Below are 25,528 nucleotides of genomic sequence, written 5' to 3' on the forward strand. Positions count from 1 at the left end.
AGGCCAAAAGGGAAACCTTTTGGCCTCAACTGCGTTTGCAAAATGGAAGCATGGAGAGGTCAATGGTAACGACGCCCGAAAACACGTTCGGTGCAGGACGCAGGATTGCGACTGCGGCGCCATCGAAACGAGACACGCGGCTGGACGTTCTGCGCGGTCTCGCGCTGATCACGATCTTTATCAACCACGTGCCCGGCCAGATCTTCGAGCATCTGACCACCAAGAATTACGGCTTCTCTGATGCCGCCGAAGCCTTCGTGCTGATCTCGGGCATCGCCGTGGGCATTGCCTACGGCTCGCGCTTCAGGGTCGCCGCCTGGTTCGAAACGGCCAAGAAATCCACGAAGCGCGCCTTCACGCTCTATCTCGCCCACATGATAACGACATTCATGACACTCGCGCTCTTCATCGCGGGCGCCTGGCTATTCCACCGTCCGGGCCTTCTTTGCGAAATCAATATCCTTCCCGTGCTCACCAATCCCCAGGCCGGCATTCCGTCGCTGATGGGGCTTGGCCACCAGATCGGCTACAACAACATCCTGCCAATGTATGGCGCGCTGATGCTGATGATCCCCATCATCCTCCTGCTGGAAGCCAAGAGCCCCCTGCTCGCATTGGCAGTCTCTGGTTCGGTCTGGCTTCTCTCCGGGATTTATGAAATCGCGCCGCACAACACGCTGCTCGAGGGCTACTGGTTCCTCAATCCGCTCTCTTGGCAGTTCCTGTTCACGATCGGCATCGTCGGGATGATGCACGTGCGCCGTGGTGGCAAGCTACCGCACCACCCGCTGCTGATGGCTCTGGCAGCCGGCTATGTCGCCTTGTCTTTTGCGTGGGTCGTCGGCCAGCTCTGGGGCATCGGCAACGCGCTGGCCTCGCTTGGCCTGCCGCCAGTCATCACCGGCTTCGACAAGACCTTCCTGTCGCTGCCGCGCCTGCTGCACGTTCTCGCGCTCACCTACCTGGTGCTCAACATTAGCGCACTCTCCAACCTGCTGCGCCGCCCCGAGGACAATCCGCTGGTCATCTTCGGCCGCCATTCGCTGAACATCTTCGTCGCCGGCACGATCCTGGCGATGATCGGCCAGGTACTGCTTTACATCAACAACGGTGACCAGGTCGTCGGCCCGATCTTCGTGGCTCTCGGTATCGTTATCCAGTTCGTCTATGCCTACCATCTGGAGCGCAAGCGGAAGCTCGGTCGCGCCGCCTCCGGCACGCGGAAGGCACCGCAGACCGGCGCGTTGCAGACGGTTTCCGTGCGCGCCGATCGCTTCCGTAGCACTGACCGGAAGTAATGCTTCGAGCTACCGCCGGCGCCGGATGCACCGGCGGTAGCTTCGCAAAAACCTTGACTCCTGTGGAAAACCTTTTAAGAGCAGCGGTGGAAAAGGAATATCCATGGTTCGCCAAGAACACGCCATTGCTGCACGCAGTGACCGGGCACGAGTTGCCGGGATGGTTATGATTTTTCCGGTTTCTTCCAAAACCAAGGCCAAAACGACGACGAAAACCGTCTGACGTCTCTGGCCTGCCGCTCTCTCCCCGGCTCGGCTGGGGACAGAAAGCCGCAATCGTTGCGCGCTTTCCCCCTCACCGACCAAGAGGAGAGATGAGAAAGAGAGCTTGAAAATGGGTTTTAAAGTTGCAGTTGCGGGAGCCACCGGAAATGTCGGCCGGGAGATGCTCAATATCCTTTCCGAACGCGGTTTTCCCGCTGACGAAGTCGTAGCGCTCGCCTCCGCGCGCTCGCAGGGTCTTGAAGTCTCCTACGGCGACAAGACGCTGAAGGTCATGAACCTCGAAAACTACGATTTCTCCGACACTGATATCTGCCTGATGTCTGCCGGCGGCGAGGTCTCGAAGAAGTGGTCGCCGAAGATCGGCGCGCAGGGCTGCGTCGTCATCGACAACTCCTCTGCATGGCGCTACGACCAAGACGTTCCGCTGATCGTGCCGGAAGTGAACCCTGACGCCATCGAGCAGTTCACCAAGCGCAACATCATCGCCAACCCGAATTGCTCGACCGCCCAGCTCGTCGTGGCCCTGAAGCCGCTTCACGAAGCCGCCACGATCAAGCGCGTCGTCGTTTCGACCTACCAGTCCGTTTCCGGCGCTGGTAAGGACGGCATGGACGAACTCTTCAATCAGACGCGCGCGGTCTTCGTCGCCGATCCGATCGAGAACAAGAAGTTCACCAAGCGCATCGCCTTCAACGTCATTCCGCACATCGATAGCTTCATGGAAGACGGCTACACGAAGGAAGAGTGGAAGGTTCTGGCCGAAACCAAGAAGATGCTCGACCCGAAGATCAAGGTGACCTGCACGGCCGTGCGCGTTCCGGTCTTCATCGGCCACTCGGAATCGGTCAACATCGAGTTCGAGAAGGAAATCACCGCCGATCAGGCTCGCGATATCCTGCGCGACGCACCGGGTTGCCAGGTGATCGACAAGCACGAGAACGGTGGCTACATCACGCCTTACGAATCCGCCGGTGAAGACGCAACCTTCATCTCGCGCATTCGCGAGGACGCAACCGTCGAGAACGGCCTCAACATGTGGGTGGTTTCCGACAACCTGCGCAAGGGCGCGGCATTGAACGCGATCCAGATCGCCGAACTGCTCGTCAATCGCGGACTTGTGAAGCCACGCAAGCAGGCCGCTTGAATATTTTCTTAACCATGTCTTGTTAAGCCCGTTACTTAAGTTAAGGCTTATTCTCAAAGGCGCGGGGTGCCGAAAGGCTTCCCCGCGCTTAATCAAAGGATGGTCGGGACAATATCGCCGATAGCGGGCTGCAGCCCGGCTGAAGGCTAGGCTGATCGGGATCGGGGTATTCGATGCGCAAGACAAGACTTTTGCTGGCAGCGGCGGCAGTGTTCGCCATGTTCCAGGCACTTCCGGCAACGGCTGAAGCAGCACCACAGTGCAGCAACACCAGCGCGGGCTTCGACCAGTGGGTCGTCGCCTTCAAGCAGGAAGCCGCGGCCAACGGCGTCAGCCGTTCCGTTCTCGACAAGGCTTTCGCCAACGTCGTCTACAACAGACCGACCATCTCCGCCGACCGTGGCCAGAAGAGCTTCAAGCTCTCTTTCGACGCCTTCATGCAGAAGCGCGGCGGCCAGGCCATCATCTCGCGCGGCAAGGGCATGAAGCGCTCCAACGCAGCGCTTTTTGCCAACATTGAGCGCAAGTACGGTGTTCCGGCCGGCCCCCTGATCGCGATCTGGGGCATGGAAACCGGCTTCGGCAGCTACATGGGCACCCAGCACACTATGTCCGCTGTCTCCACGCTCGCCTTCGATTGCCGCCGCACCGCCTATTTCACTGACCAGCTCTATGCAGCGCTTCAGCTCGTCGGCGAAGGCTTCCTTAGCCCGCAGGCGCGCGGTGCCGCCCACGGCGAAATCGGTCAGACACAGTTTCTGCCGCGCAACGTCGTGCTCTACGGTGCGGATGGCGATGGTGACGGCCGGGTCGACATGGTCGGCTCACGCGCCGACGCGCTGGCCTCGACCGCGAACTTCCTGAAGGGCCACGGCTGGCGTCCAGGTGCCGGCTATCAGCCGGGCGAGCCGAACTTCGCAGCCATTTCCGGCTGGAACGCGGCAACGGTCTACCAGCAGGCGATCGCCTATATCGGTCAGCAGATCGACGCGAACTGATCCGCACTTAATGATCAAATGAAAAAGGCGCCGTGGGAAACCGCGGCGCCTTTTTGCTTGTCTCGGATTATCGTGTCAGACGTCAGGGCGAATGAAGTCGCGCGTCTCCGCGTCCATGACCCACAATTCGCCGGTCGAAATATCGAACCAGGCGCCGTGCAGCTGGATTTCACCGGCTTCTTCGCGCGCCTTGATCTCCGGAAATGTTCTGAGATTGTCGATCGAGTTGCGGATCGACACGCGCTCCAGCGCCGTCTGGCGTTCGCCGGGCGTCATCACGTCGTTGCTCTGGATTTGCTCGGCCGCCGGCCGCACCAGCGACATCCAGCGTCCGATGAAATCGCCAGGCGACAACGGTTCGGCATCGGGATCGAGCGCCGCGCGTATACCGCCGCAGCGACCATGCCCCATGACGACGATATCAGTGACCTTCAGGGCCAGAACCGCGAACTCGAGCGCAGCCGAGGTCGCGTGGAAATTGCTGTCCGGCTCGTAGGGCGGCACCATGTTGGCGACGTTGCGGACGACGAAGAGCTCGCCGGGCCCGGAATCGAAGATGAGTTCCGGCGCCGCGCGAGAGTCCGAACAGGCAATGACCAACGTGCTCGGGCTCTGCCCGTGCTCCGCCAACGTCCTGTATCGGTCACGAGCGTCGGCATAACGCCCGCTCATGAAGTTGCGATAGCCGTCGAGAAGTGTATCTGGAAAACGCTGCATGATCTTCGATTACAGCGTGAGCGATGCAAGATCAATATCGCAGCGCCAAATGCGTTAACGGCGCGGCCGCTAGCTCTTTCGCCGCTGCGCCGGATGCATCAGATGCCGCATCTGCACCATCGCCATCGGCGTCGACAGGCTGGAGGCGTCGTTTGCGAGTGTCAACTCGTCGCTACCGCGCTTCACCGCCCGAGCCAGCACCTCGTAGACGCTGGCCGTCGCGAGCTGCAGCGCCTTCTCGTCTTCCATGCCGGACTGCAGCCGCGATAGGAAAAGCGCGGCGAGAAGATCGCCCAACCCGTTTGGCGGATTGTCGATCAGCCGGTGCTCGGCAAGCAGCGCGTGGCGCCCGGAGAGATAGAGGTTGCCCGTTCCACCAGCCATCATCGGCACCGCGGAGGTCACCAGCATGCGCGCAGGACCGAGCGCGAGCGCCGCCTCCATGATCTCAGTATTGCTCTCCAGCGGCGCGCCGGACAGCCAGGCAAGTTCGTAGCGATTTGGGGTCGCCAGCGATGCCAGTGGGATCAGATGGTCCCGGATCGCCTCAGCGGTCGCCTCGGGAACATAGAGCCCACCGAGATCGCCCATCACGGGATCGCAAACGTAAAACAGATCTGGATTTTTATCCCTGAGCGCCGTGATCAACCGGCCGACGGAGCGCGCCTGCGCGGCATTGCCGAAATAGCCCGAAAGCACCGCCTTGACCTCGCCGATCCAGGGCGCGCGAATGAGATCGTCGATCGCCGCGTCGAAATCGGCTTCGGCGAAGGTCAGCCGCGTCGAACGACCGTGGCCCGGATGCCAGGGCAGCACGATGGTCGGCAGCGCCCATACCTGGTGGCCGAGCGTCTCGAGCGCGAAAACCGCCGCCCGATTGCCGACCGATCCACGAACGACGTGGCTCGATATGACGATGACCGTGCCTGCTGCATTCTGCGACATGTTTATCCGATCCGGGTTCCGATCCTCAGTTGATCGTCTTTTTGCTGCGCGACTGTCAACAACTCTTCATTCGGACGTGATCAAAGTTCTGGCGACGAAAATCACATTCGGATCATTTTTTACAGAATTGACGACATGCCGGCTAAATTCGCACGAAAACTGCGATCGACGTCCCTATTTTAGCAATTTTTCTGTCAAACCTTCTGCTAACCTGCGCGCAATCGAGAAAATGGGGGACACAGTCAATGGCTGCTCGAAACAATCCGAAACGGGAAAAACAGATTGAGAGCGCGAACAAGATCGCGACGGCGATGGGCGAGCACTATCTCGCACCGGATATTCTCTTCGGACGCGCCAGCGGTGACGACCTCGAATCCTACACGCCCGAAATGCTGGCGATTTCCGCCGTTCACTGCGCGGCCGAACTCGCCGCCTGGACCGGCAACGCTCCGCGCGTCACCGTCACCTCGCTCGACAATGTGGAACCAGATGGCGTGGCGGTGTCGGTCCTGTCGGTGACCGATCACAACATGCCATTCCTCTACGAATCGGTCATGGGTGAGGTGACGAGCAGCTACCGCGATCTCTTCATGGCGGTTCATCCCATTCTCGTCATGCAGCCAGGTCATCCGCCGGAACTCTATTCGCCGGATATGCCCGGCGAGCCGGCAAACCGTGTCAGCCACATTCAGCTTCACCTCGCCCCGCTCACCCCGGCGCAGTCCGCCGATCTGATCGAGCGGATCGAAATCGTCCTCGAACAGGTGCGCCTGTCGGTTTCCGATTGGAAGCCGATGCTGGACAAGCTTGGCACCGCCATTGACGAACTGTCGTCGCGCAATGTTGGCCGCCGCAAGGCGGATCGCGACGAAGCGGTCGCTTTCCTGACATGGCTGCGCGACGCCAATTTCACCCTTCTGGGGATGCGCGAATATGTCTATTCCGGCAAGGGTTCGGATGCAAAGGTCGAGCGCGACAAGGGCACGGGGCTGGGCATCCTTTCCAACCCGGATGTCCTAGTGCTCCGGACCGGCCGCGATGCTGTAACCACGACGCCCGAAATCCTGGCCTTCCTTGACGGCCCCGAATTCCTGATCGTCACCAAGGCCAACGTCAAATCCGTCGTCCACCGCCGCGCCTACATGGATTACGTTGGCGTGAAGCGCTTCGATGAGAATGGCAACGTTACCGGCGAGCTGCGCATTGTCGGCCTCTTCACCTCGACGGCCTACACGTCGCTCGCAACGGACATCCCGCTACTGCGCTCGAAGGTGGAGAAGGTGAAGGAGCATTTCGGCTTCGATCCGATGAGCCATTCCGGCCGCATGCTCGACAACACGCTGGAATCCTACCCGCGCGACGATCTTTTCCAGATCGACACCGCCCTGCTCGCCACCTTCGCCGAACAGATCAACGATCTGACCGACAGGCCGCGCGTACGGGTGCTGCCGCGGATCGATCACTTCGATCGTTTCGTCTCCGTTATCGTCTATGTGCCGCGCGAGGAATATGACTCGATCGTTCGCGAGAAGATCGGCACCTATCTCAAGACCATCTATGACGGCCGCGTCTCGGCCTATTACCCGGCTTTCCCCGAGGGCGGCGTCGCCCGCGTCCATTTCATCATCGGCCGCTCCGGCGGAAAGACGCCGCGTATCCCTCAGGCAAAGCTCGAAGAAGCAATCCGCGCCATCACGGCCCGCTGGGACGACCGCTTCGAGATGCTTGCCGGTCCGAAAGCGCCCAAGATCAAGGTCAGCAACGCCTATCAGGATCTCTTCCCACCAGAGGAAACCTTCTCTGACTTCGCCGACATCGTCGCCTGCGCGACGGGCGAGCAGATCCGCATCGAATTCTACACGCGCATCAAGGACGGCGTGTCGCTGCTCTGCCTGAAGATCTTCCACTTCAATGGCCAGCTTGCGCTCTCCCGCCGCGTACCGCTGCTTGAGAATCTTGGCTTCAGCGTCATCAGCGAAGGCACGTTCGACATCAATGTGACGCTGGCCGACGGCAGCGAGAAGCTGGTCGTGCTGCATGACATGGAACTTGAGGCCCAGAGCGGCGGCGAGATCGATCTGCAACAGCATGGCGCAGCACTTGAAGAAGCCTTCCTGTCGGCGTTTTCGGGTGTCATCGACAACGACAATTTCAACCGCCTGATCATCTCGGCAGGCCTGTCGGCCCGCGAGACAAGCGTCTTGCGCGCCTACTCGCGCTATCTGCGCCAGGCCGGCATCGCCTATTCGCAGGATTACATCGCGACGACGCTGGATAAATACCCGGCTATCTCCTCGCTCATCTTTCGCCTGTTCCACGATGGCCTGGACCCGAAGCTGACCGAGAAGAACAGGATCAAGAAGGCGACCGATCTTCACGCAAGGATCGAGACGGCGCTATCGGACGTTCCAAGCCTTGATGACGACCGTATCCTGCGCCGCTATGTCAACGTGGTCGACTCGACGCTGCGCACCAACTACTTCCAGCGCAATCCCGATGGTTCGGCAAAGGCGATGCTGGCCTTCAAGCTCGACCCGCACCTGATCGACGGCCTGCCGGCGCCGAAGCCGTTCCGCGAAATGTTCGTTTACGGCGTCGAGGTCGAGGGCGTCCACCTGCGCTTCGGACGGGTCGCGCGCGGCGGCCTTCGCTGGTCGGATCGCGCCGAGGATTATCGCACCGAGGTACTCGGCCTCGTAAAGGCGCAGCAGGTCAAGAACGCCGTGATCGTGCCCGTCGGCGCCAAGGGCGGCTTCTATCCGAAGAAGCTCCCCGTCGGCGGCAATCGCGACGAGATCTTCAATGCCGGGCGCGAAGCCTACAAGACCTACATCCGCACGCTGCTTTCGATCACCGACAACATTTCCGGCACCGAAATCATCCCGCCTGAAAACACCGTGCGGCTTGACGGTGACGACCCCTATTTCGTCGTCGCCGCCGACAAGGGCACGGCAACCTTCTCCGACACCGCAAATGCGCTGGCGCAGGAAGCCGGCTTCTGGCTCGACGACGCCTTCGCATCAGGCGGCTCCGCCGGCTACGACCACAAGAAGATGGGCATCACCGCGCGAGGCGCCTGGGAGACGGTGAAACGCCATTTCCGCGAAATGGACATCGACATCCAGACGACGCCGTTCACGGTTGCCGGCGTTGGCGACATGTCGGGCGACGTCTTCGGCAACGGCATGCTGCTCTCGCCCAAAATCCGGCTCTTGGCAGCCTTCGACCACCGCGACATCTTCATTGATCCCGATCCTGACATGGCGAAGACCTTGGCGGAGCGTCAGCGGCTGTTCAATCTTCCGCGCTCAAGCTGGCAGGACTTTGACAAAAACCTGCTCTCGAAGGGCGGCATGATCATCTCGCGCTCGGCGAAATCGGTGACGCTGACCGCTCAGGCCGCTGCCGCGATCGGCATGGACAAGACGGTCGCGACGCCGTTTGAAGTGATGACCGCGATCCTGAAAAGCCCTGTCGACCTTCTCTGGTTCGGCGGTATCGGCACCTATGTGAAGGCGACATCGGAAACCGATACCGACGTCGGCGACCGCGCCAACGATCCGATCCGCATCAGCGCCGACGAGGTACGCGCCAAGGTGATCGGCGAGGGCGCGAACCTGGGCGTCACCCAGCGCGGCCGTATCGCCTACGGCCTGAAAGGTGGTCGCTGCAATTCCGACGCGATCGACAACTCCGCCGGCGTCAATACCTCGGACGTCGAAGTGAACATCAAGATCGCACTCGCCGCCGCCATGCATGACGACCGCTTGACGCGACAGAAGCGCGACCAGCTGCTCTCCTCGATGACCGATGAAGTCAGCAAGCTGGTGCTGCGCAACAACTACCTGCAGTCGCTCGCCATCTCGCTGACCGAGAGGAAAGGCACGGCGAACGGCCTCGAGCTCACCCGCTTCATGGGCGTTCTGGAGACCGCCAAGCAGCTCAACCGCAAGGTCGAGACGCTCCCCGACGACACCACCATGGCCGAACGCTACGCCGCCGGCAGGCCGCTGACGCGGCCGGAAATCGGGGTTCTATTATCATACGCCAAGATCGTTCTCTTCGACGCGCTGGCGGCAAGTGATCTGCCGGATGATCCCTATTTCGAGGCGACGCTCTCGCAATATTTTCCCGCCAAGATGCGCAAGTCCAACGCCTCGGATATCGCCAACCACCGCCTGAAGCGCGAGATCGTGGCGACGGTGCTGGCCAACGAGGCCATCAACCGCAGCGGCCCGAGCTTTGCCGTCAGCATGATGGACGCAACAGCCGCATCGGCGCCCGAAGTGGTACGCGCCGCCATCATCGCCCGCGACGGCTTCGATCTGAGCCGGCTCTGGAGCGAGACGGATGCGCTCGACGGCCGGATTTCCGGCCAGATGCAGAACCGCATCTATGAGGAGATCAGCCATATCTTCACCGTCCTGACGCGTCTGCTGTTGAAGATGCAGATGGCGAAGGGTGATATCGCCGAGACCATCGACAGGCTTCGCGCGGCCTTCAAGAAGCTGCAGCCGGTCTTCGCCAACCAGGTCGTTCCCGAACTCGAGGCGCGTCAGGCCGAATATCAGGCCGCCGGCGTGCCGGACAAGCTTTCGGCCGAGATCGCGCATCTGATCGGCTTCGCGCTCGTGCCCGAGATCATGCAGATCGCGGAACGCACCGGCGAGCCGCTGATCCGTGCCGCCGAGAGCTACTTCGCGGTCAGCCAGACCTTCCGTATCGGCCGACTGCTGGCAGCCGGCAGCCGCATCACCACTTCGGATCACTACGAAAACCTGGCCCTGGCGCGAAGCCTCGACCAGATCGCGACCGCGCGCCGCGATATCGTCAGCTCGGCGCTCTCAAACAACGGCAAGGAAAAACTGCCGGTGCAGGCGTGGCATGCGAGTGACCGGATCAGGATCAACCGCATCGCCGAGGAACTGGCGGGTCTCAGCGAGGGTGGCGATCCGAATCTGGCCCGCATCACCGTCGCCGCCGGCCTGCTGACCGACCTTGCCAGAGACGGGACGAGGTGAGACAGTCCGCTCCCAAATCAGGAGCAGGCCGGTGAATCGCATTGACTGGACGGGAACACAGCCCCAGCGCGCCACGCGCAGGGGAATCTGGGGCTGGATGTTCTTCGACTGGGCGGCGCAGCCATTCTTCACCGTCGTCACCACCTTCATCTTCGGCCCCTACTTCGTGGCCAGGCTGACGGCAGATCCGGTCTCCGCGCAAACGCTCTGGAGCAACATGGCGACGATCTCCTCGGTGATCATCGCCATTCTCTCCCCTATTCTTGGCTCGATTGCCGACCAGTCGGGCGGGCGAAAGCCATGGATCGGCTTCTTCGCCGTCATCAAGATCGCCAGCCTCTGCTGCCTCTGGTTCGCGGCACCCGGTTCGCCCGTCATCTATCCCGTTATCTTCATGATCCTGGCGTCGATCGCCGCGGAATTCTCGATCGTCTTCAACGATTCCATGATGCCGCGCCTCGTCGGAAAGGACGAAGTCGGACGTCTGTCCAACACCGCCTGGGGCCTCGGATATCTTGGCGGGATGATCGTGTTGATCGCGGTGGTGGCACTTCTTGCCGGAAGTCCCGAGACCGGCAAGACCATCCTCGGCCTCGACCCGCTCTTCGGCCTTGATCCGCACACCGGCGAGGATGCGCGCATCACCGGGCCGATCTCGGCCGTCTGGTATCTGATTTTCGTCCTGCCAATGTTTCTGTTCACACCTGACGTGAAAGGCGGCCTGCCCTTCGGCGCCGCCGTGCACTCCGGGCTGCGTGAAGTCAGGCACACGCTGGCGGAACTCAAGGAGCGCCGCCCGCTACTGCGCTTTCTCGTCGCCCGCATGATCTACCAGGACGGCGTCAACGGCCTGCTGATCCTCGGCGGGGCCTTCGCCGCCGGCATGTTCGGCTGGGCAACCATCGAGATCGGCATCTACGGCATCATTCTCAATGTGGTGGCGATTTTCGGCTGCATCATCGCCGGACGGATCGACGCGCGTATCGGCTCGAAGGCGACGATTGTCATCAGCCTGACCATGCTGCTCTTGGCGACCTTCGGCATCGTATCGACCGAACCCGGCTATACGCTCTTCGGGCTGGTGCCGCTTCCGACGGCGGATTCGGGAGGTCTGTTCGGCACGGCGGCGGAGAAAGCCTATATCGGCTACGGCCTGCTGATCGGCTTGGCGTTCGGCCCGGTGCAGGCCTCGTCGCGCTCTTATCTGGCGCGCAGCGTCAGCCTTGATGAGGCAGGCCGCTACTTCGGCATCTACGCTCTGTCAGGCCGGGCAACCAGCTTCATGGCAACGCTTCTGTTTTCGATCGTCACTTATGCGACCGGCTCGTCGCATCTCGGCATGGCCACGCTCGTCCTGTTTCTGGCCGGCGGGCTGGTCCTGTTGATCCGGACGCCCTATCCGGCGGATAGGGCGTAGCCGTTTTCTTCGATACTTAGTGGCGGAAGTGGCGCATGCCGGTGAAGACCATCGCCACATTGTGCTCGTTCGCCGCGTCGATCACTTCCTGGTCGCGCATCGAGCCGCCCGGCTGAACAACAGCCGTGGCACCGGCGGCAATCGCCGACAGCAACCCGTCCGCGAACGGGAAGAAGGCTTCCGACGCAACGGCGGAGCCCTTGGTCATCGGCTCGGCCCAGCCCATTGCCTTGGCGGCATCCTCGGCCTTCAGCGCGGCGATGCGTGCTGAATCGATGCGGCTCATCTGGCCGGCGCCGATGCCTGCCGTCTGGCCGTCCTTGGCGTAGACGATGGCGTTCGACTTGACGTGCTTGGCAACCGTGTAGGCGAACTTGAGGTCCACCAGTTCCTGTGCCGTCGGCTGGCGATTGGTGACGACCTTGAGCTCAATATCATCGATCATGCCGTTGTCACGGCTCTGTACCAGCAGGCCGCCGGCCACGGTCTTCGCCGTAAGGCCGCGAGAGCGCGGGTCAGGCAGGCCGCCGGTCACGAGTAGGCGGAGGTTCTTCTTGGCCGCGATAACCGCCTTGGCTTCTTCCGTTACCTCGGGCGCGATGATGACTTCGGTGAACAGCTTGACGATCTCTTCCGCCGTCTCGGCATCGAGCAGCTGGTTGAGCGCGATGATACCGCCGAAGGCGGACGTGCTGTCGCAGGCAAGCGCCCGGAGATAGGCGTCCTTCAGCGTCGGGCCGGTGGCGACACCGCACGGGTTAGCGTGCTTGATGATCGCGCAGGCCGGGCCGGTCTTCTCGGGCGAAAACTCGCCGATCAGCTCGAAGGCGCCGTCCGTGTCGTTGATGTTGTTGTAGGAGAGCTGTTTGCCCTGCAGAAGCGTTGCGGTGGCCACACCCGGACGGTTTTCGCCGGTCACGTAGAAGCCGGCCGTCTGGTGCGGATTTTCGCCGTAGCGCATCTCTTCCTTCAGCACGCCGCCGATGACCCGGTGACGCGGCGTGTCGATCGACAGCGCTTCGGCGAACCAGTTGGAGATCATCGCGTCGTAGGCGGCCGTGCGCGCATAAGCCTTGGCGGCGAGGCGTTGGCGGAAGGCATAGCTGGTCTGGCCGGCATCGGACGACAGCTGCTCGAGAAGCTCCGGATAGTCGGCCGGATCGGTCAGGATCGCCACATAGGCATGGTTCTTGGCCGAGGCGCGGATCATCGCCGGGCCGCCGATATCGATATTCTCGACGGTGGTCGGATAATCGCCACCCGCCGCGCGCACATCCTCGAACGGATAGAGGTTGATGACGGCGAGATCGATGCCATCGATCCCATGCGCCTTCATCGCTTCCTGATGCTCGGCGTCGTCGCGGATCGCCAGCAGACCGCCGTGAACCTTGGGATGCAGCGTCTTCACGCGGCCGTCCATGATCTCCGGAAAGCCCGTGACGTCGGAAACGTCGGTAACATCGAGGCCAGCGTCTGCGATCGCCTTGTGGGTGCCGCCGGTCGACAGTAGCCGAACGCCCTTTTCGGCAAGCGCGCGCGCTAGGTCTACGATGCCGGTCTTGTCGGACACGGAGAGCAAGGCAGTCTTGACGGCAACCTTGTCGGGGGCGGGGATTTTCTTGGAAACAACGGCCATGTGGCTTCTCCGTTCGATCTTCGGGAGACATCCGGCGAGGTGCGCGGAATATGGCGCCGCGTTAGCACAGCTTTGCGCCGGCGAAAACAGCCGCTAGCTTCTGCGAGACAAAAACCACCGTATTTCCGGCTTTTCCGGATAGGCGAAGCTGATTTCCATCTGATCCGAAGCGCAGATGCCGGAGGCATCGGCAAAGAACACGTCCTCTGCGATCTCGACCGTATTGCCGGGCGAGGAGAACAACCAGCTCTCGCCATCCGGCGCCGTCATCAGGATGGACTCCCGGTCCATCTGCTTCAGATTGATCGATGGGTGGGCGTGAAAGCGTGCCACGGCCCGCAACTCACCTTCGCCTCTGCGCTCTTCGGAAACCGCAAGGCGATCGAGCCCGGTCATGATCGAGCCCGTGGCGTTCAAGGTGAGCTCGCGCTCGTGCAGCACGCCGAACTCTTTCAGATAGCCGTCGTGGCTCGCCTTGACGACATCCCGGCCGTCATCGGCGACCACGCGATCGACCTGAACCGTCTTCACCGGATCGGTGATCAGGTGGGCCAGAAAATCGGAAGACGCAAACCGGCTCGACGACGTATCGTTGAGCGTCACGGTCGTGTGCGCGGCAGTGGTGCGCGCGACCTGCACATAGCGGTTGCCCGCAAATTTCGGCGAGCCCGAATTCACGATGAAGCGATGCCGGCCTGATGACATCTCGAATGACAGGCATCCGGCATGAACAGTGCGCGAGAGGTTACCATTCGGCGGAAGTCCGGTATCGGCGATAACGACGGTGCGACCGGCCGCCAGGCGCTGGTAGCGCGAATGCGGCATTGCCTTGAACGGCTCACCAGCCGTCTCGTCGTAGCGTAGCAGCGAAACGATCTCGTTCGCCGACGTCGACGTCGCGCCGTTGAAAAGAGCGAGGTCGCCATCCTGATGCCGAAAAAAGCGCAGCGCCGGATACATGCGATCGATGCCGGATATCAGCTTCTGCGGCAGATCGTGGCCGAGATTGATATAGGTCTGCCGCAACGGCAGCAGATCGAGCAGGAGCTCGAGCGCGACACGCGGGTTGCGCGACACGTGCCCACCATCCGGCAGAATCTGGCTATCGAACTCGACATCGAGCGCTTCGGAGGATTTGCGGATTATGCTGGGGCGTACCGGCATCGAGATTGATGCCATGGCAAGCGCAAGACGCACCCGGAAACGCACCTCGCCGGGCGGTGCATAGCGCGCCATGCGGCGCAGGAAGCGGACCTGGAACGCCAGCGAGCGCACGAAGCGGCGATAGAAGCCACGATCGGCATTCTGCAGCACCACGGGCGAATGCGACAACCAGGCAATGACGCGCGTCGCCGTGACGTCGATCTCCCAGGCAATGCCTTCCATCCGTCCGCCGTGAATGGACAGCCAGCTATTGACGATGGCGCGGGCGACGTTGGAATGCAGATCGTTCTTCTTGGAGCGCATATGGCGCAGCCAGCCGAAGCCATGCAGCTTGATCGCAAAGGCGCGCGACGGAAGGCTAAACGTGAATGGCGACTTTCCGCCGGTCTCCAGCATGCGGCCGGCAAGCGGGAAGCGACCGTTGATGATTTCCTCAGCGACATGCGAATCGACGGGCCTGAGATCCGTCGGCGCCACGATCAGCCGCTCGGGCACGTAGACCGTGTGGCGAAACAACTTGAGGCGCAGAAGTGCAGCACGGCAAAGTACCCGCCGCCAAGCCTCCCGCAGGTAAAGACCTGAAAACCGTCCGGACCGCATTTCGATTGTCTATTGACCCATATCGTTAGGATTGGATGGACAAGTCCGGAAACGGCACTGACCGTCGATGATTCTGCAACAATGCTTAACTATGCCAGTTGCTCTTCGATCAGGCAACACGGCGCAACACGGCCGCATAAAAACCGTCAAGACCCGGCGCGAAACCGGATGGTAGCTTCAGCATGTCGGGTGTGGTGCGGAATTCTCCGAGTGGGCTGATCGCCTCCTCCAGCCCCGGCCAGCGGCTCAACTCGATCGCCACGCGCTCGAATCCTTCGGTGTCCTTGAGCACCCGAGCAACGACTTCCTCACCTTCGCTCGGATCAAGCGAGCAGTTGGAAAACACGATCGTGCCGCCGGGCTTCAGCAACCGCAGCGCATGGCGCAACAGACGCTCCTGCAGCGCGGCGAGCTTTGCGATATCTTCCGGTCCCTTGGTCCAGAGCACGTCGGGATGTCGCCGCGTCGTGCCGGTGGAAGAGCAGGGCGCGTCGAGCAGGATAGCGTCGAAGAGCTCGTCGGGCGTGAACTTGGTCAGATCCTGCGCCATCGTTTCCGCCGACAACTGGAGACGATCAAGGTTCGAACGCAAGCGTTTGATGCGGTTTTCGGACTGCTCGACGGCGGTGACCTTGCCGCCCGCCAGGATCAGCTGCGCGGTCTTGCCGCCAGGAGCAGCGCAAAGATCGGCAACACGCTTGCCTGAGAGATCGCCGAAGAGCTGCGCCGGAATGCTCGCCGCCGCGTCCTGCACCCACCACAATCCCTCGTCGAAACCTTCGAGAGACGGGATGGAGCCGTCGAATGCAGCAAGCCGGACTCCGCCGGTCGGCAGCACGACGCCATTGAGCTTTTCCGCCCAGGCCTCAGCGTCCGATTTTACAGTCAGGTCGATGGCAGCGGGCTGCAGCTGGGAATCCGAGATCGCCCGCGCCGCTTCACGGCCGTAGGCTTTTTCCAACCGCTCGAGAAACCAAGCGGGCATCGAAGGAATGTCATCGATCTGGCGAAGGATCTCTTCCTTCTCGCGCCCCAGTCGACGCAGTACAGCATTCACCAGCTTGGCGAAGCGCCGGTTTCTCGGGTCGAGATTGGCCTGCTCGACGGCAATGTCGACTGCGGCATGATCGGGAACGTCGAGATAGAGGATCTGCGCCGCCGCAATCGAGAGCACGTGCTGCAGCGAGCGCGCACCTTCCGGCAAGGGCGATTCCAGCAACGAGGACACGGCAGCCTCGATGCGGGGCAGATGGCGAAGCGTGGTGTTCAGAATTGCGCGGACGAGACCACGGTCGTCGTCGGCCAACGCCTTGTAAGCCGGATTGCCATGTTCGTGGTCGAGCGCCCCATCAAGCGAGAGCTTGCGGTCGATGACCGCAGCCAAAATCTTCGACGCCGCGGCACGCGCCTGCAGACCCGGCTTGGCGGAAGCGGACGTTTCCGCCGGCGCCGACGACTTTTGTTTGCGAAATGGCTTTTTCTTACCGTCTGAACTCAAGACCAGGGACCCTTTGGCGGTTGCGAGCCACCGCGGCCAAGGCCGGCATCCGGAACTGAGCGCGATTTGCGCACGGGATTAGCAGCACGAACCGACGGCGTCGAGTTATTCATGCCGCCTCGCGCCATTTCCTGCAGCGCAGCGATACGGTTTTCCGTATTCGGGTGGGTGGAAAACAGGTTGTCCATGCCCGCACCCGTCAATGGATTGATGATGAACATGTGCGCCGTCGCCGGATTGCGTTCCGCGTCATAGTTCGGAATGTTCGAGGCGCCACGGGCGATCTTGCCAAGTGCGGAGGCCAGCCACAGCGGGTTGCCGCAGATCTCGGCGCCGCGCCTGTCGGCGGAATATTCGCGCGTACGGCTGATCGCCATCTGCACCAGCATGGCGGCCATCGGTGCGACGATCATCGCCAGCAGAACGCCGACGAAACCGAGAGGATTGTTGTTGTTCTCGCGGTTGCCGCCGAAGAAGAAGGCGAAATTGCCGAGCATTGAAATGGCGCCGGCAAGCGTCGCCGTGATCGTCATCGTCAGCGTGTCGCGGTTTTGGACGTGCGCGAGCTCATGTGCCATCACGCCGGCAACCTCCTCCGGCGACAACGCGCTCAACAGGCCCGTCGATGCCGCAACAGCGGCATTCTCGGGATTGCGGCCCGTCGCGAAAGCGTTCGGCTGCGGGCTGTCATAGAGATAGACCTTCGGCATAGGCAGGCCGGCATTGTGCGAGAGATCACGGATGATGTTGAAGAACTCCGGCGCGTTTCGCTCGTCGATCTCCTGTGCACGGTATGCCGAAAGCACCATGCGGTCGGAATTCCAGTAGGAGAAGAAGTTCATGCCGGCCGCAACCAGGAACGCGATCATCATGCCGCTGCGGCCACCGATCATGAACCCGACGACCATGAACAGTGCCGTCATGAAGGCAAGCAACATGGCAGTACGGACAAGGTTCATTATCATCTCCATTTCAGGTGAGCATCGTTTGCGCTCAAAGGGTTTCAATCGCCGCGTCGGCGTCCTATAATCTGGTTATTCATCGGCCATTTTCAATATTTTCAAGCGGGCGTGCGTGATGCAGGAAGCGGACAACGACAATATCGAGGCTCTGGCCGAGGAGGGCACGGAGCGCCCGCGCAAGATGCTCTCGCCCGCCGCCAAGCGTGCGCTTGCCGAAGCTGAGGAGCGTCGCCGCAACGAACTGCCGGCCGATATGCCGACCGAGATCGGTGGGCGAGGGGGTGCCGATCCGGCCCGCTTCGGCGATTGGGAAATCAACGGTCGCGCGATCGACTTCTAAGTAAATATTCCTATTGACTTCGCATGAATATCGGAATTTATTCCTTATATGTTCACGCACGTCTTCACTTCACTAGCGATCATCGCGGCACTTTCGATGCCGGCTTTCGCGCGCGATGAGATCGCCGGACCCGTCTCGGCTGAGATTTTGCGTGTGATCGATGGAGACACCTTGCTGGTCGCGGCCCGTCCGTGGCCGCAGCAGACTGTGGAAGTCTATGTCCGCATTCGCGGCATCGATACGCCCGAGATGCACTCGAAGTGTGCTACGGTCAGACGCGCGGGGATCGATGCCCGCCAAATGCTGGAAACGCTCACCGACAGTTCGCCGCAAGTGCAGCTGACCCGAATTTCCGGCGATAAATATTTCGGCCGCATCTTGGCCGACGTCACGCTCTCCGATGGACGGAATCCGGCTCAGTATATGCTGGGCGAGGGGATCGCCGTCGCCTATGACGGCGGTCGGAAGCCCAAGACGCCATGCCCTGATCAAGATTAAGGCCGCTCCGGTTTCCCAAAGCGGCCTCTCATTAGCAGGCAGCCGACGCTAAGCAGTCGCCTTGTTCTGCCTGTTGGCGATCAGGTCATCGACCACAGCCGGATCAGCCAGCGTCGACGTATCGCCCAGTGAACCGAAATCATCTTCGGCGATCTTGCGCAGGATGCGTCGCATGATCTTGCCCGACCGGGTTTTCGGCAGCCCGGGCGAGAACTGGATCTTGTCCGGTGCCGCGATCGGGCCAATCTCGTTGCGGACATGCTTGATCAGCTGCTGGCGCAGCTCATCCGAACCCTCGTTGCCGGCCATCAGCGTGACATAGCAATAGATGCCCTGACCCTTGATCGCATGCGGATAGCCGACAACCGCCGCCTCGGACACGAGGCTGTGCGACACCAGCGCCGATTCGACCTCGGCCGTGCCGAGACGATGGCCGGAGACATTAAGCACGTCATCGACGCGACCGGTAATCCAGTAATATCCATCCTCATCCCGCCGGCAGCCGTCGCCGGTGAAATACTTGCCCTTGTAGGTCGAAAAGTAGGTCTGGATGAAGCGCTCGTGGTCGCCGTAGACCGTGCGCATCTGCCCCGGCCAGCTGTCGGTGATGCAGAGATTGCCGTCTGCGGCTCCCTCCAGCACGTTGCCTTCATTGTCCACCAGCTGCGGCTTAACGCCGAAGAAGGGCTTGGTCGCCGATCCTGGCTTCAAGTCGGTCGCACCGGGCAACGGCGTGATCATGTGGCCGCCCGTCTCCGTCTGCCACCAGGTATCGATGACAGGGCAACGCTTGTCGCCGACGACGTTATAGTACCACTCCCACGCTTCCGGATTGATGGGCTCGCCCACCGTGCCGAGCAGACGCAGACTCGACCGCGACGAACGCGTCACGAAATGATCGCCGGCGCCCATCAGCGAGCGGATGGCCGTCGGGGCTGTGTAGAAGATATTGACCTTGTGCTTGTCGATAACCTCCCAGAAGCGTCCCTGATCTGGAAAGTTTGGGACACCCTCGAACATCAGCGTCGTCGCGCAGTTCGCAAGTGGGCCATAGACGATATAGGAGTGGCCGGTGACCCAGCCGACATCGGCTGTGCACCAGTAGATATCGCCGGGGTGATAGTCGAACACATATTCATGCGTCATCGCCGCGTAGACGAGATAGCCGCCGGTGGTATGAAGCACACCCTTCGGCTTGCCGGTCGAGCCCGACGTGTAGAGGATGAAAAGCGGATCTTCCGCCTTCATCTTGGCGGGCGGGCACTCCGGCTTCACCGTCGCCATTTCCTGGTGATACCAGAGGTCGCGACCCGGCGCCCAACCCGTCTTGCCGCCCGTGCGGCGAACCACCAGAACCTTCTCGACGATCACATGCTGACGCGCGGCGATATGGATCGCGGTGTCGGTGTTTTCCTTGAGCGGCACTGGCTTGCCGCCGCGCACGCCCTCATCGCAGGTGATGACGAAGGTTGATTCGCAGTCCACGATCCGCCCCGCCAGGGCCTCCGGCGAAAAGCCGCCGAACACGATGGAATGCACGGCGCCGATACGCGCGCAGGCGAGCATCGCATAGGCCGCCTCGGGGATCATCGGCATGTAGATGGTGACGCGATCGCCCTTCTTGACGCCGTGCTTCTTCAGGACATTCGCCATCCGGCAAACATGCTCGTAAAGCTCGTTATAGGTGATCTTCTTGTCGATGTAGGGGTTGTCGCCCTCGAAGATGATCGCGACCTGATTACCGTTGGTCTTCAGGTGCCTGTCGATACAGTTGTAAGAGACGTTCGTCTGGCCGTCTTCGAACCACTTGATCTTCACATTGCCGGTGAAAGAGGTGTTCTTCACCTTCGTGTAAGGCTTGAACCAGTCGATCCGCTTGCCATGCTTGCCCCAGAACTTATCCGGGTTCTCGACGCTCTCCTCGTACCATTTCTCGTACTTGGCCTTGTCGATCAGCGCATGGTTCTGAACCGGCTTTTGCACCGGGTAGATCTTCTCCGACATCGATTTCCTCCTCACTCGGACGCCGGCGGCAGGAGTACGCCACAGGCGGTTTTGTGCATTCATAACAGGTCAGATCGACCCGGCAATTAGACAAAGGTCATTTCATTCGTGATCAATTGCAATTATGCGTCACTCCGGTTATATAGCGGCATAATTTCCCGGACATAGTGGTGACAACCCACGGACCGCGACACCGGCGCGGACGACAGAAGGACTATATCCATGGCTCAACAACTGCTTATGCCGAAGGCGACCGCTATTTGGCTCGTCGACAACACAGCTCTGTCTTTCGACCAGATCGCTCAGTTCTGCAAATTGCACCCTCTGGAAGTGAAGGCGATCGCCGACGGCGAAGCTGCGCAGGGCATCAAGGGCCTGGATCCGATCTCCACCGGTCAGCTGTCGCGCGACGAAATCGAACGCGCCGAGAAGAACCCGGCCCACAAGCTGAAGCTTTCCGAGCCGAAGGTGCGCGTTCCTGAATCCAAGCGTCGTGGCCCGCGCTACACGCCGGTCTCCAAGCGCCAGGACCGTCCGAACGCCATCCTGTGGCTGGTTCGCAATCACCCGGAATTGAAGGACGCCCAGATTTCGCGCCTCGTCGGCACGACAAAGTCGACCATCGAGCAGATCCGCGAGCGCACCCACTGGAACGCCGCCAACCTGACGCCGATGGATCCGGTCACGCTCGGCCTCTGCAGCCAGATCGACCTCGACATGGAAGTTGAAAAGGCCGCCAAGGGCCGTCCGCTGCCGACCGCCGCCGAACTCGGCGAAACGCTGCAGTCCGCGCACGAGACCGAACGCCTGGCTCCGAGCTACGAGCGTGAGGAAGAAAAGGAAATCGACGCCGATGCCGTCTTCGCGAAGCTGAAGTCGCTGAAGTCCTCGACGCCGGATGAAGACGAAGACGATCGCTACTAAGCGGTTGGACGGACTGAGATTAGAACCCCGCTTCGGCGGGGTTTTTTATTGCCGGTGGCAATTGCGCCGTAGCGCGGATCGCAAATGTTTCCCGTGAAACATTCACGCCGACCACTGGAGCAGATACGATGATCAGCGGGTGCCAAAAATGGCGGACCCGACCCGCACGCTGGTCGCGCCAAAAGCGACCGCTGCCTCGTAATCTCCCGACATGCCCATCGAGAGCTTCTCGACGCCACAAGCCTTCGCGAGTTTCGCCAGCAGGGCAAAATGCGGGCCCGGGTTTTCATCCGCCGGCGGAATGCACATCAGCCCTTCGACGGAAAGACCAAGCTCATCGCGGCAGAGCGCCACGAACGCCGCCGTATCGTCAGGCGCAATGCCGGCCTTCTGCGGCTCAAGCCCCGTATTGACCTGCACATAAAGGCGAGGGGCCTTGCCTTGGCGCTTCATTTCATCAGCCAGCGCGCGCGCGATTTTCTCGCGGTCAACCGTCTCGATGACATCGAAAAGCGCGACCGCTTCAGCGGCCTTGTTCGACTGTAGCGGTCCGATCAGATGAAGCTCGATACCAGCCGCCTCGCTCTTCAGCTCCGGCCACTTGCCCTGACTCTCCTGCACCCGGTTTTCACCGAACGCGCGCTGACCAGCCTCGATGGCGGGGCGGATCTGATCCGCATCGAATGTCTTGGACACGGCCACGAGCTGCACCGAGCCTTCCGCTCTTCCCGTTTCGCGGGCCGCCGCGGCGATCCGGCCGCGAACCTCTTCCAGTCGCTCTTGAAGTTCCATGTTGCGCCTCGGTCCATCATCGAAAACAATGAAAATGCACTAAACACCCGATCTTGGCTTGCCAAGGTCCGAAGGCTCGAAATTATCGCAGCTAGGCGCCGATTGGCCCCAAACCACGTCTGCAAAACTTGACGCTACGGTGGTTTCATGGTGAAGGTCACCACCAACTTCCCTTGATTTTCCGGAAATACGAATACCATGGCTACCGAACGTTATAATCCGCGCGATGCCGAGCCTCGCTGGCAGAAAAAATGGAACGAAGCGAAGGTCTTTGAGACCGACAACGCTGATCCGCGCGAGAAGTACTACGTGCTGGAGATGTTCCCGTATCCGTCCGGCCGTATCCATATGGGCCACGTCCGCAACTATGCGATGGGCGACGTCGTCGCGCGCTACAAGCGCGCCCGCGGCTTCAACGTGCTGCATCCCATGGGTTGGGACGCTTTCGGCATGCCGGCTGAAAACGCCGCCATGGAGCGCAACGTTCACCCTGCGGCCTGGACCTACCAGAACATCGCATCGATGAAGTCGCAGCTGAAGGCGATGGGCCTGTCGCTCGACTGGAGCCGCGAATTCGCGACCTGCGATGTCGAATATTACCAGCACCAGCAGCATATGTTCGTGGACTTCCTGGAAAAGGGTCTCGTCTACCGCAAGCAGTCGAAGGTCAACTGGGACCCGGTCGACAATACCGTTCTCGCCAACGAGCAGGTTATCGACGGTCGTGGCTGGCGCTCCGGCGCGCTTGTCGAGCAGCGCGAGCTGACTCAGTGGTTCTTCAAGATCACCGACTTCAGCCAGGATCTGCTCGACGCCTTGGATGGTCTCGATCAGTGGCCTGAGAAGGTCCGCCTGATGCAGAAGAACTGGATCGGCCGCTCGGAAGGCATGACAATCCGCTGGGAAATCGTCGGCGAAACCGCCCCTGCTGGCGAGACCGAGGTAACGGTCTACACCACGCGCCCGGACACCCTGTTTGGCGCGTCCTTCCTCGCCATTTCCGCCGATCACCCGCTGGCCAAGGATGCGGCGGCCAAGAACGCCGAGATCGACGCCTTCTGCGAAGACGTCCGCCGCGCCGGCACGTCGCTGGCAGCGCTCGAGACCGCCGAAAAGCGGGGCATCGACACGGGCATCCGTGTCCGCCATCCGCTGGACCCCTCCTGGGAGTTGCCCGTCTACATCGCCAATTTCGTGCTGATGGACTACGGCACGGGCGCCATCTTCGGCTGCCCGGCAGGCGATCAGCGCGACCTCGATTTCGCCCGCAAATATGGCCTTCCGGTCATACCCGTTGTCATGCCGCGTGACGGCGACGTCGCGACCTTCGCTGTCGGCGATACCGCCTATGACGGCGACGGCATCATGATCAACTCGCGCTTCCTGGATGGCAAGTCGACGGACGAAGCCTTCAATATCGTGGCCGACCGTCTGTCGTCCGCATCGCTGGGCAATGCGCCTCAGGGCGAGCGCAAGGTCAACTTCCGCCTGCGCGACTGGGGTATTTCCCGCCAGCGCTATTGGGGCTGCCCGATCCCGGTCATTCACTGCCAGGATTGCGGTGTCGTGCCGGTGCCGAAGAAGGATCTTCCGGTCAAGCTGCCGGAGGATGTCACCTTCGATCAGCCGGGCAATCCCCTTGACCGGCACCCGACCTGGCGCCACGTCGCCTGCCCGCATTGCGGCAAGGATGCCCGTCGCGAAACCGACACGATGGACACCTTCGTCGATTCCAGCTGGTACTTCACCCGCTTCACGGCGCCTTGGGAGAGCAAGCCGACGGATTTCGCGGCCGCAAACCGCTGGCTGCCAGTCGATCAGTATATCGGTGGTATCGAGCATGCGATCCTGCACCTGCTCTATTCGCGCTTCTTCACCCGCGCCATGCGCGAAACCGGCCATGTCGACGTGAAGGAACCGTTCAAGGGCCTGTTCACGCAGGGCATGGTGGTGCACGAAACCTATAGCCGTGGCTCTGGCATGACCCGCGAATGGGTCGCACCGGCCGATATCAAGATCGAGGAACTGGACGGAAAACGCCGTGCGTTTCTCCTCTCGAACAATGAAGAGATCGCCATCGGCTCGATCGAGAAGATGTCGAAATCGAAGAAGAACGTCGTCGATCCCGATGACATCATTGCTTCCTACGGCGCCGACACGGCCCGCTTCTTCGTTCTGTCGGACTCCCCTCCTGAGCGCGATGTTATCTGGTCGGAAGCGGGCGTCGAAGGCGCACACCGCTTCACCCAGCGCCTGTGGCGTCTCATCTCGGAAGCTGCCGAAGCTCTCAGCGACGTCGCTGCGACTCCGGCTAAGGATGGCGACGCGCTTGCCATCTCCCAGCTGGCACACAAGACGCTGAAGGCCGTTCAGAACGACTACGACAAGCTGTGGTTCAACAAGGCCGTCGCGCGCATCTATGAGCTCGTGAACGCCATTGCCGGGCCGCTGACCACTGTAGCATCAGGCAAGGCCGATGCCGCATATCGCGCCGCCGTGCGCGATGCAGCGGAAATCCTCGTGCAGCTTGTGGCGCCGATGACACCGCATCTGGCGGAAGAATGCTGGTCGGTGCTCGGTCACGACACGCTGCTCTCGCAGACAGCTTGGCCAACATACGACGACGCCCTCGTGGTAGAGAACGACGTCGTCCTGCCGGTGCAGATCAACGGCAAGAAGCGCGCCGAATTGACAATCTCTCGCGACGCAGATCAAACTACGGTCTGCGATGCCGCCCTTGCGTTGGAGGATGTCAAGCGCGTGCTCAACGGCCAGGCGCCGAAGAAAATTATCGTGGTTCCGCAAAGGATTGTGAACATTGTCGTTTAATATCGCTTCCAGGCTGGCCAGCCGCGCGGGGATTGCCGCGGTGCTGGCAACCACGGTTCTTCTCGCCTCGTGCCAGGTTCGGCCGCTCTATTCCGAAACGTCTGGCGTTGCCGACAAGCTGTCATCCATCGCCTTCTCCGAGGCGAATTCGCGCGTCGAGCAGGAAGTTCGCAACCGGTTGATCTTCCTGTCCTCCCGCGGCGCCGGCGAGCCGGACAAGGCCGATTACAAGGTCGAGATGAATGCACGATCGAGCGTCATTGATACGTTGCTCGTTGCATCCTCCGATGAATCACGCGCAGGCCGTACGACCGTCAGCGTCGACTACACGCTGAAGTCCAATAAGGACGGCCACGTAATCCGTGCTGGCCACCAGTCGGCTACCGCCCTCATCGACTTCCCGGCCCAGGAGTTTGCCAAGCAGCGCGCCGTTCGCGACTCAGAAGACCGCGCAGCACGCCAGGTCGCTGAGTTTGTGGCCGCTGATATCGCCGCGGCGCTTGGCCGCTGAGGAGC

The 25,528-nt window shown here is 61.3% G+C and carries 18 protein-coding genes and 1 pseudogene; 11 read left to right on the forward strand and 8 right to left on the reverse strand.

The annotated features are described in order from the left end of the window. Positions 1-62: 62 nt before the first annotated feature. The 4 genes and pseudogenes from B3605_RS10585 (at position 63) to B3605_RS10600 (ending at position 3,665) form a co-directional block, all read left to right on the forward strand. A complete protein-coding gene (locus tag B3605_RS10585) occupies positions 63-1,298 on the forward strand; it encodes an OpgC family protein (protein WP_112942641.1) in 1,236 nt (411 codons plus the stop codon). A 43-nt stretch (positions 1,299-1,341) separates the two neighbouring features. After that, positions 1,342-1,521, forward strand: a pseudogene (locus tag B3605_RS10590) (hypothetical protein); the annotation flags it as partial. Positions 1,522-1,632: 111 nt separating this feature from the next. Then, a complete protein-coding gene (locus tag B3605_RS10595) occupies positions 1,633-2,667 on the forward strand; it encodes an aspartate-semialdehyde dehydrogenase (RefSeq protein WP_112942640.1) in 1,035 nt (344 codons plus the stop codon). Between the two features lie 173 nt (positions 2,668-2,840). Beyond that, complete coding sequence (locus tag B3605_RS10600; RefSeq protein WP_112942639.1) at positions 2,841-3,665, forward strand: lytic murein transglycosylase; 825 nt, start codon at positions 2,841-2,843, stop codon at positions 3,663-3,665. 75 nt (positions 3,666-3,740) lie between these two features. Here B3605_RS10600 and B3605_RS10605 read toward each other — a convergent pair whose 3' ends face one another. Further along, the gene (locus tag B3605_RS10605; RefSeq protein ID WP_112942638.1) at positions 3,741-4,382 is read right to left on the reverse strand and encodes a carbonic anhydrase; all 642 of its coding nucleotides are present in this window, start codon (positions 4,380-4,382) and stop codon (positions 3,741-3,743) included. 69 nt (positions 4,383-4,451) lie between these two features. After that, positions 4,452-5,327, reverse strand: a complete 876-nt coding sequence (gene pdxY, locus B3605_RS10610) for a pyridoxal kinase PdxY (protein WP_112942637.1) — start codon at positions 5,325-5,327, stop codon at positions 4,452-4,454. 245 nt (positions 5,328-5,572) lie between these two features. Here pdxY and B3605_RS10615 point away from each other — a divergent pair, with 245 nt between their 5' ends. Beyond that, complete coding sequence (locus B3605_RS10615) at positions 5,573-10,348, forward strand: NAD-glutamate dehydrogenase (protein WP_112942636.1); 4,776 nt, start codon at positions 5,573-5,575, stop codon at positions 10,346-10,348. Between the two features lie 31 nt (positions 10,349-10,379). Next, positions 10,380-11,765, forward strand: coding sequence for an MFS transporter (locus tag B3605_RS10620; protein ID WP_112942635.1), 1,386 nt, complete (start codon positions 10,380-10,382; stop codon positions 11,763-11,765). 16 nt (positions 11,766-11,781) lie between these two features. Here the strand turns inward: B3605_RS10620 and purH are convergent, their stop codons facing one another. The 4 genes from purH to htpX form a co-directional block, all read right to left on the reverse strand. Next, positions 11,782-13,401, reverse strand: a complete 1,620-nt coding sequence (purH, locus tag B3605_RS10625; RefSeq protein ID WP_112942634.1) for a bifunctional phosphoribosylaminoimidazolecarboxamide formyltransferase/IMP cyclohydrolase — start codon at positions 13,399-13,401, stop codon at positions 11,782-11,784. A 93-nt stretch (positions 13,402-13,494) separates the two neighbouring features. Then, the gene (locus B3605_RS10630) at positions 13,495-15,165 is read right to left on the reverse strand and encodes a heparinase II/III family protein (protein WP_112942633.1); all 1,671 of its coding nucleotides are present in this window, start codon (positions 15,163-15,165) and stop codon (positions 13,495-13,497) included. A gap of 109 nt (positions 15,166-15,274) precedes the next feature. Continuing rightward, the gene (locus B3605_RS10635; RefSeq protein WP_183795305.1) at positions 15,275-16,669 is read right to left on the reverse strand and encodes an RsmB/NOP family class I SAM-dependent RNA methyltransferase; all 1,395 of its coding nucleotides are present in this window, start codon (positions 16,667-16,669) and stop codon (positions 15,275-15,277) included. Continuing rightward, entirely contained in the window at positions 16,660-17,622 is a 963-nt protein-coding gene (gene htpX, locus B3605_RS10640) for a zinc metalloprotease HtpX (protein ID WP_112942631.1), read from the reverse strand. The genes B3605_RS10635 and htpX overlap by 10 nt, the downstream gene beginning before the upstream one ends. Before the next feature lie 118 nt (positions 17,623-17,740). Between htpX and B3605_RS10645 the strand changes: the two genes are divergently transcribed. Both B3605_RS10645 and B3605_RS10650 read left to right on the forward strand, forming a co-directional pair. Continuing rightward, positions 17,741-17,965 carry a DUF1674 domain-containing protein gene (locus B3605_RS10645; RefSeq protein WP_112942630.1) on the forward strand — a complete coding sequence of 75 codons (225 nt, stop codon included), beginning with the start codon at positions 17,741-17,743 and terminating at the stop codon, positions 17,963-17,965. Positions 17,966-18,013: 48 nt separating this feature from the next. Next, a complete protein-coding gene (locus tag B3605_RS10650; RefSeq protein WP_112942629.1) occupies positions 18,014-18,463 on the forward strand; it encodes a thermonuclease family protein in 450 nt (149 codons plus the stop codon). A gap of 48 nt (positions 18,464-18,511) precedes the next feature. Here B3605_RS10650 and acs read toward each other — a convergent pair whose 3' ends face one another. After that, positions 18,512-20,467 carry an acetate--CoA ligase gene (acs, locus tag B3605_RS10655; protein WP_111562724.1) on the reverse strand — a complete coding sequence of 652 codons (1,956 nt, stop codon included), beginning with the start codon at positions 20,465-20,467 and terminating at the stop codon, positions 18,512-18,514. Between the two features lie 222 nt (positions 20,468-20,689). Here acs and B3605_RS10660 point away from each other — a divergent pair, with 222 nt between their 5' ends. After that, the gene (locus tag B3605_RS10660) at positions 20,690-21,391 is read left to right on the forward strand and encodes a DUF1013 domain-containing protein (protein ID WP_026283466.1); all 702 of its coding nucleotides are present in this window, start codon (positions 20,690-20,692) and stop codon (positions 21,389-21,391) included. Positions 21,392-21,523: 132 nt separating this feature from the next. On the opposite strand, the gene B3605_RS10665 is transcribed toward B3605_RS10660, so the two are convergent. Beyond that, positions 21,524-22,183 carry a YggS family pyridoxal phosphate-dependent enzyme gene (locus B3605_RS10665; RefSeq protein WP_112942628.1) on the reverse strand — a complete coding sequence of 220 codons (660 nt, stop codon included), beginning with the start codon at positions 22,181-22,183 and terminating at the stop codon, positions 21,524-21,526. A gap of 198 nt (positions 22,184-22,381) precedes the next feature. Here B3605_RS10665 and leuS point away from each other — a divergent pair, with 198 nt between their 5' ends. Then, entirely contained in the window at positions 22,382-25,012 is a 2,631-nt protein-coding gene (leuS, locus tag B3605_RS10670) for a leucine--tRNA ligase (RefSeq protein WP_112942627.1), read from the forward strand. After that, positions 25,002-25,523: an LPS assembly lipoprotein LptE gene (gene lptE / locus B3605_RS10675; protein WP_112942626.1), complete on the forward strand. Its 522-nt coding sequence runs from the start codon at positions 25,002-25,004 to the stop codon at positions 25,521-25,523. The genes leuS and lptE overlap by 11 nt, the downstream gene beginning before the upstream one ends. The last annotated feature ends 5 nt before the right edge of the window (positions 25,524-25,528 follow it).

The sequence above is a fragment of the Rhizobium sp. UBA1881 genome (genome assembly GCF_002338015.1).
Lineage (GTDB): Bacteria > Pseudomonadota > Alphaproteobacteria > Rhizobiales > Rhizobiaceae > Rhizobium.

Excerpts from the sequence above, each read along its gene's own strand:
- B3605_RS10585 (WP_112942641.1), top strand. The coding sequence starts at position 63 with ATGGTAACGACGCCCGAAAACACGTTCGGTGCAGGACGCAGGATTGCG.
- B3605_RS10595 (WP_112942640.1), top strand. The coding sequence starts at position 1,633 with ATGGGTTTTAAAGTTGCAGTTGCGGGAGCCACCGGAAATGTCGGCCGG.
- B3605_RS10600 (WP_112942639.1), top strand. The coding sequence starts at position 2,841 with ATGCGCAAGACAAGACTTTTGCTGGCAGCGGCGGCAGTGTTCGCCATG.
- B3605_RS10605 (WP_112942638.1), bottom strand. The coding sequence starts at position 4,382 with ATGCAGCGTTTTCCAGATACACTTCTCGACGGCTATCGCAACTTCATG.
- pdxY (WP_112942637.1), bottom strand. The coding sequence starts at position 5,327 with ATGTCGCAGAATGCAGCAGGCACGGTCATCGTCATATCGAGCCACGTC.
- B3605_RS10615 (WP_112942636.1), top strand. The coding sequence starts at position 5,573 with ATGGCTGCTCGAAACAATCCGAAACGGGAAAAACAGATTGAGAGCGCG.
- purH (WP_112942634.1), bottom strand. The coding sequence starts at position 13,401 with ATGGCCGTTGTTTCCAAGAAAATCCCCGCCCCCGACAAGGTTGCCGTC.
- B3605_RS10630 (WP_112942633.1), bottom strand. The coding sequence starts at position 15,165 with ATGCGGTCCGGACGGTTTTCAGGTCTTTACCTGCGGGAGGCTTGGCGG.
- htpX (WP_112942631.1), bottom strand. The coding sequence starts at position 17,622 with ATGAACCTTGTCCGTACTGCCATGTTGCTTGCCTTCATGACGGCACTG.
- B3605_RS10645 (WP_112942630.1), top strand. The coding sequence starts at position 17,741 with ATGCAGGAAGCGGACAACGACAATATCGAGGCTCTGGCCGAGGAGGGC.
- B3605_RS10650 (WP_112942629.1), top strand. The coding sequence starts at position 18,014 with ATGTTCACGCACGTCTTCACTTCACTAGCGATCATCGCGGCACTTTCG.
- acs (WP_111562724.1), bottom strand. The coding sequence starts at position 20,467 with ATGTCGGAGAAGATCTACCCGGTGCAAAAGCCGGTTCAGAACCATGCG.
- B3605_RS10660 (WP_026283466.1), top strand. The coding sequence starts at position 20,690 with ATGGCTCAACAACTGCTTATGCCGAAGGCGACCGCTATTTGGCTCGTC.
- B3605_RS10665 (WP_112942628.1), bottom strand. The coding sequence starts at position 22,183 with ATGGAACTTCAAGAGCGACTGGAAGAGGTTCGCGGCCGGATCGCCGCG.
- leuS (WP_112942627.1), top strand. The coding sequence starts at position 22,382 with ATGGCTACCGAACGTTATAATCCGCGCGATGCCGAGCCTCGCTGGCAG.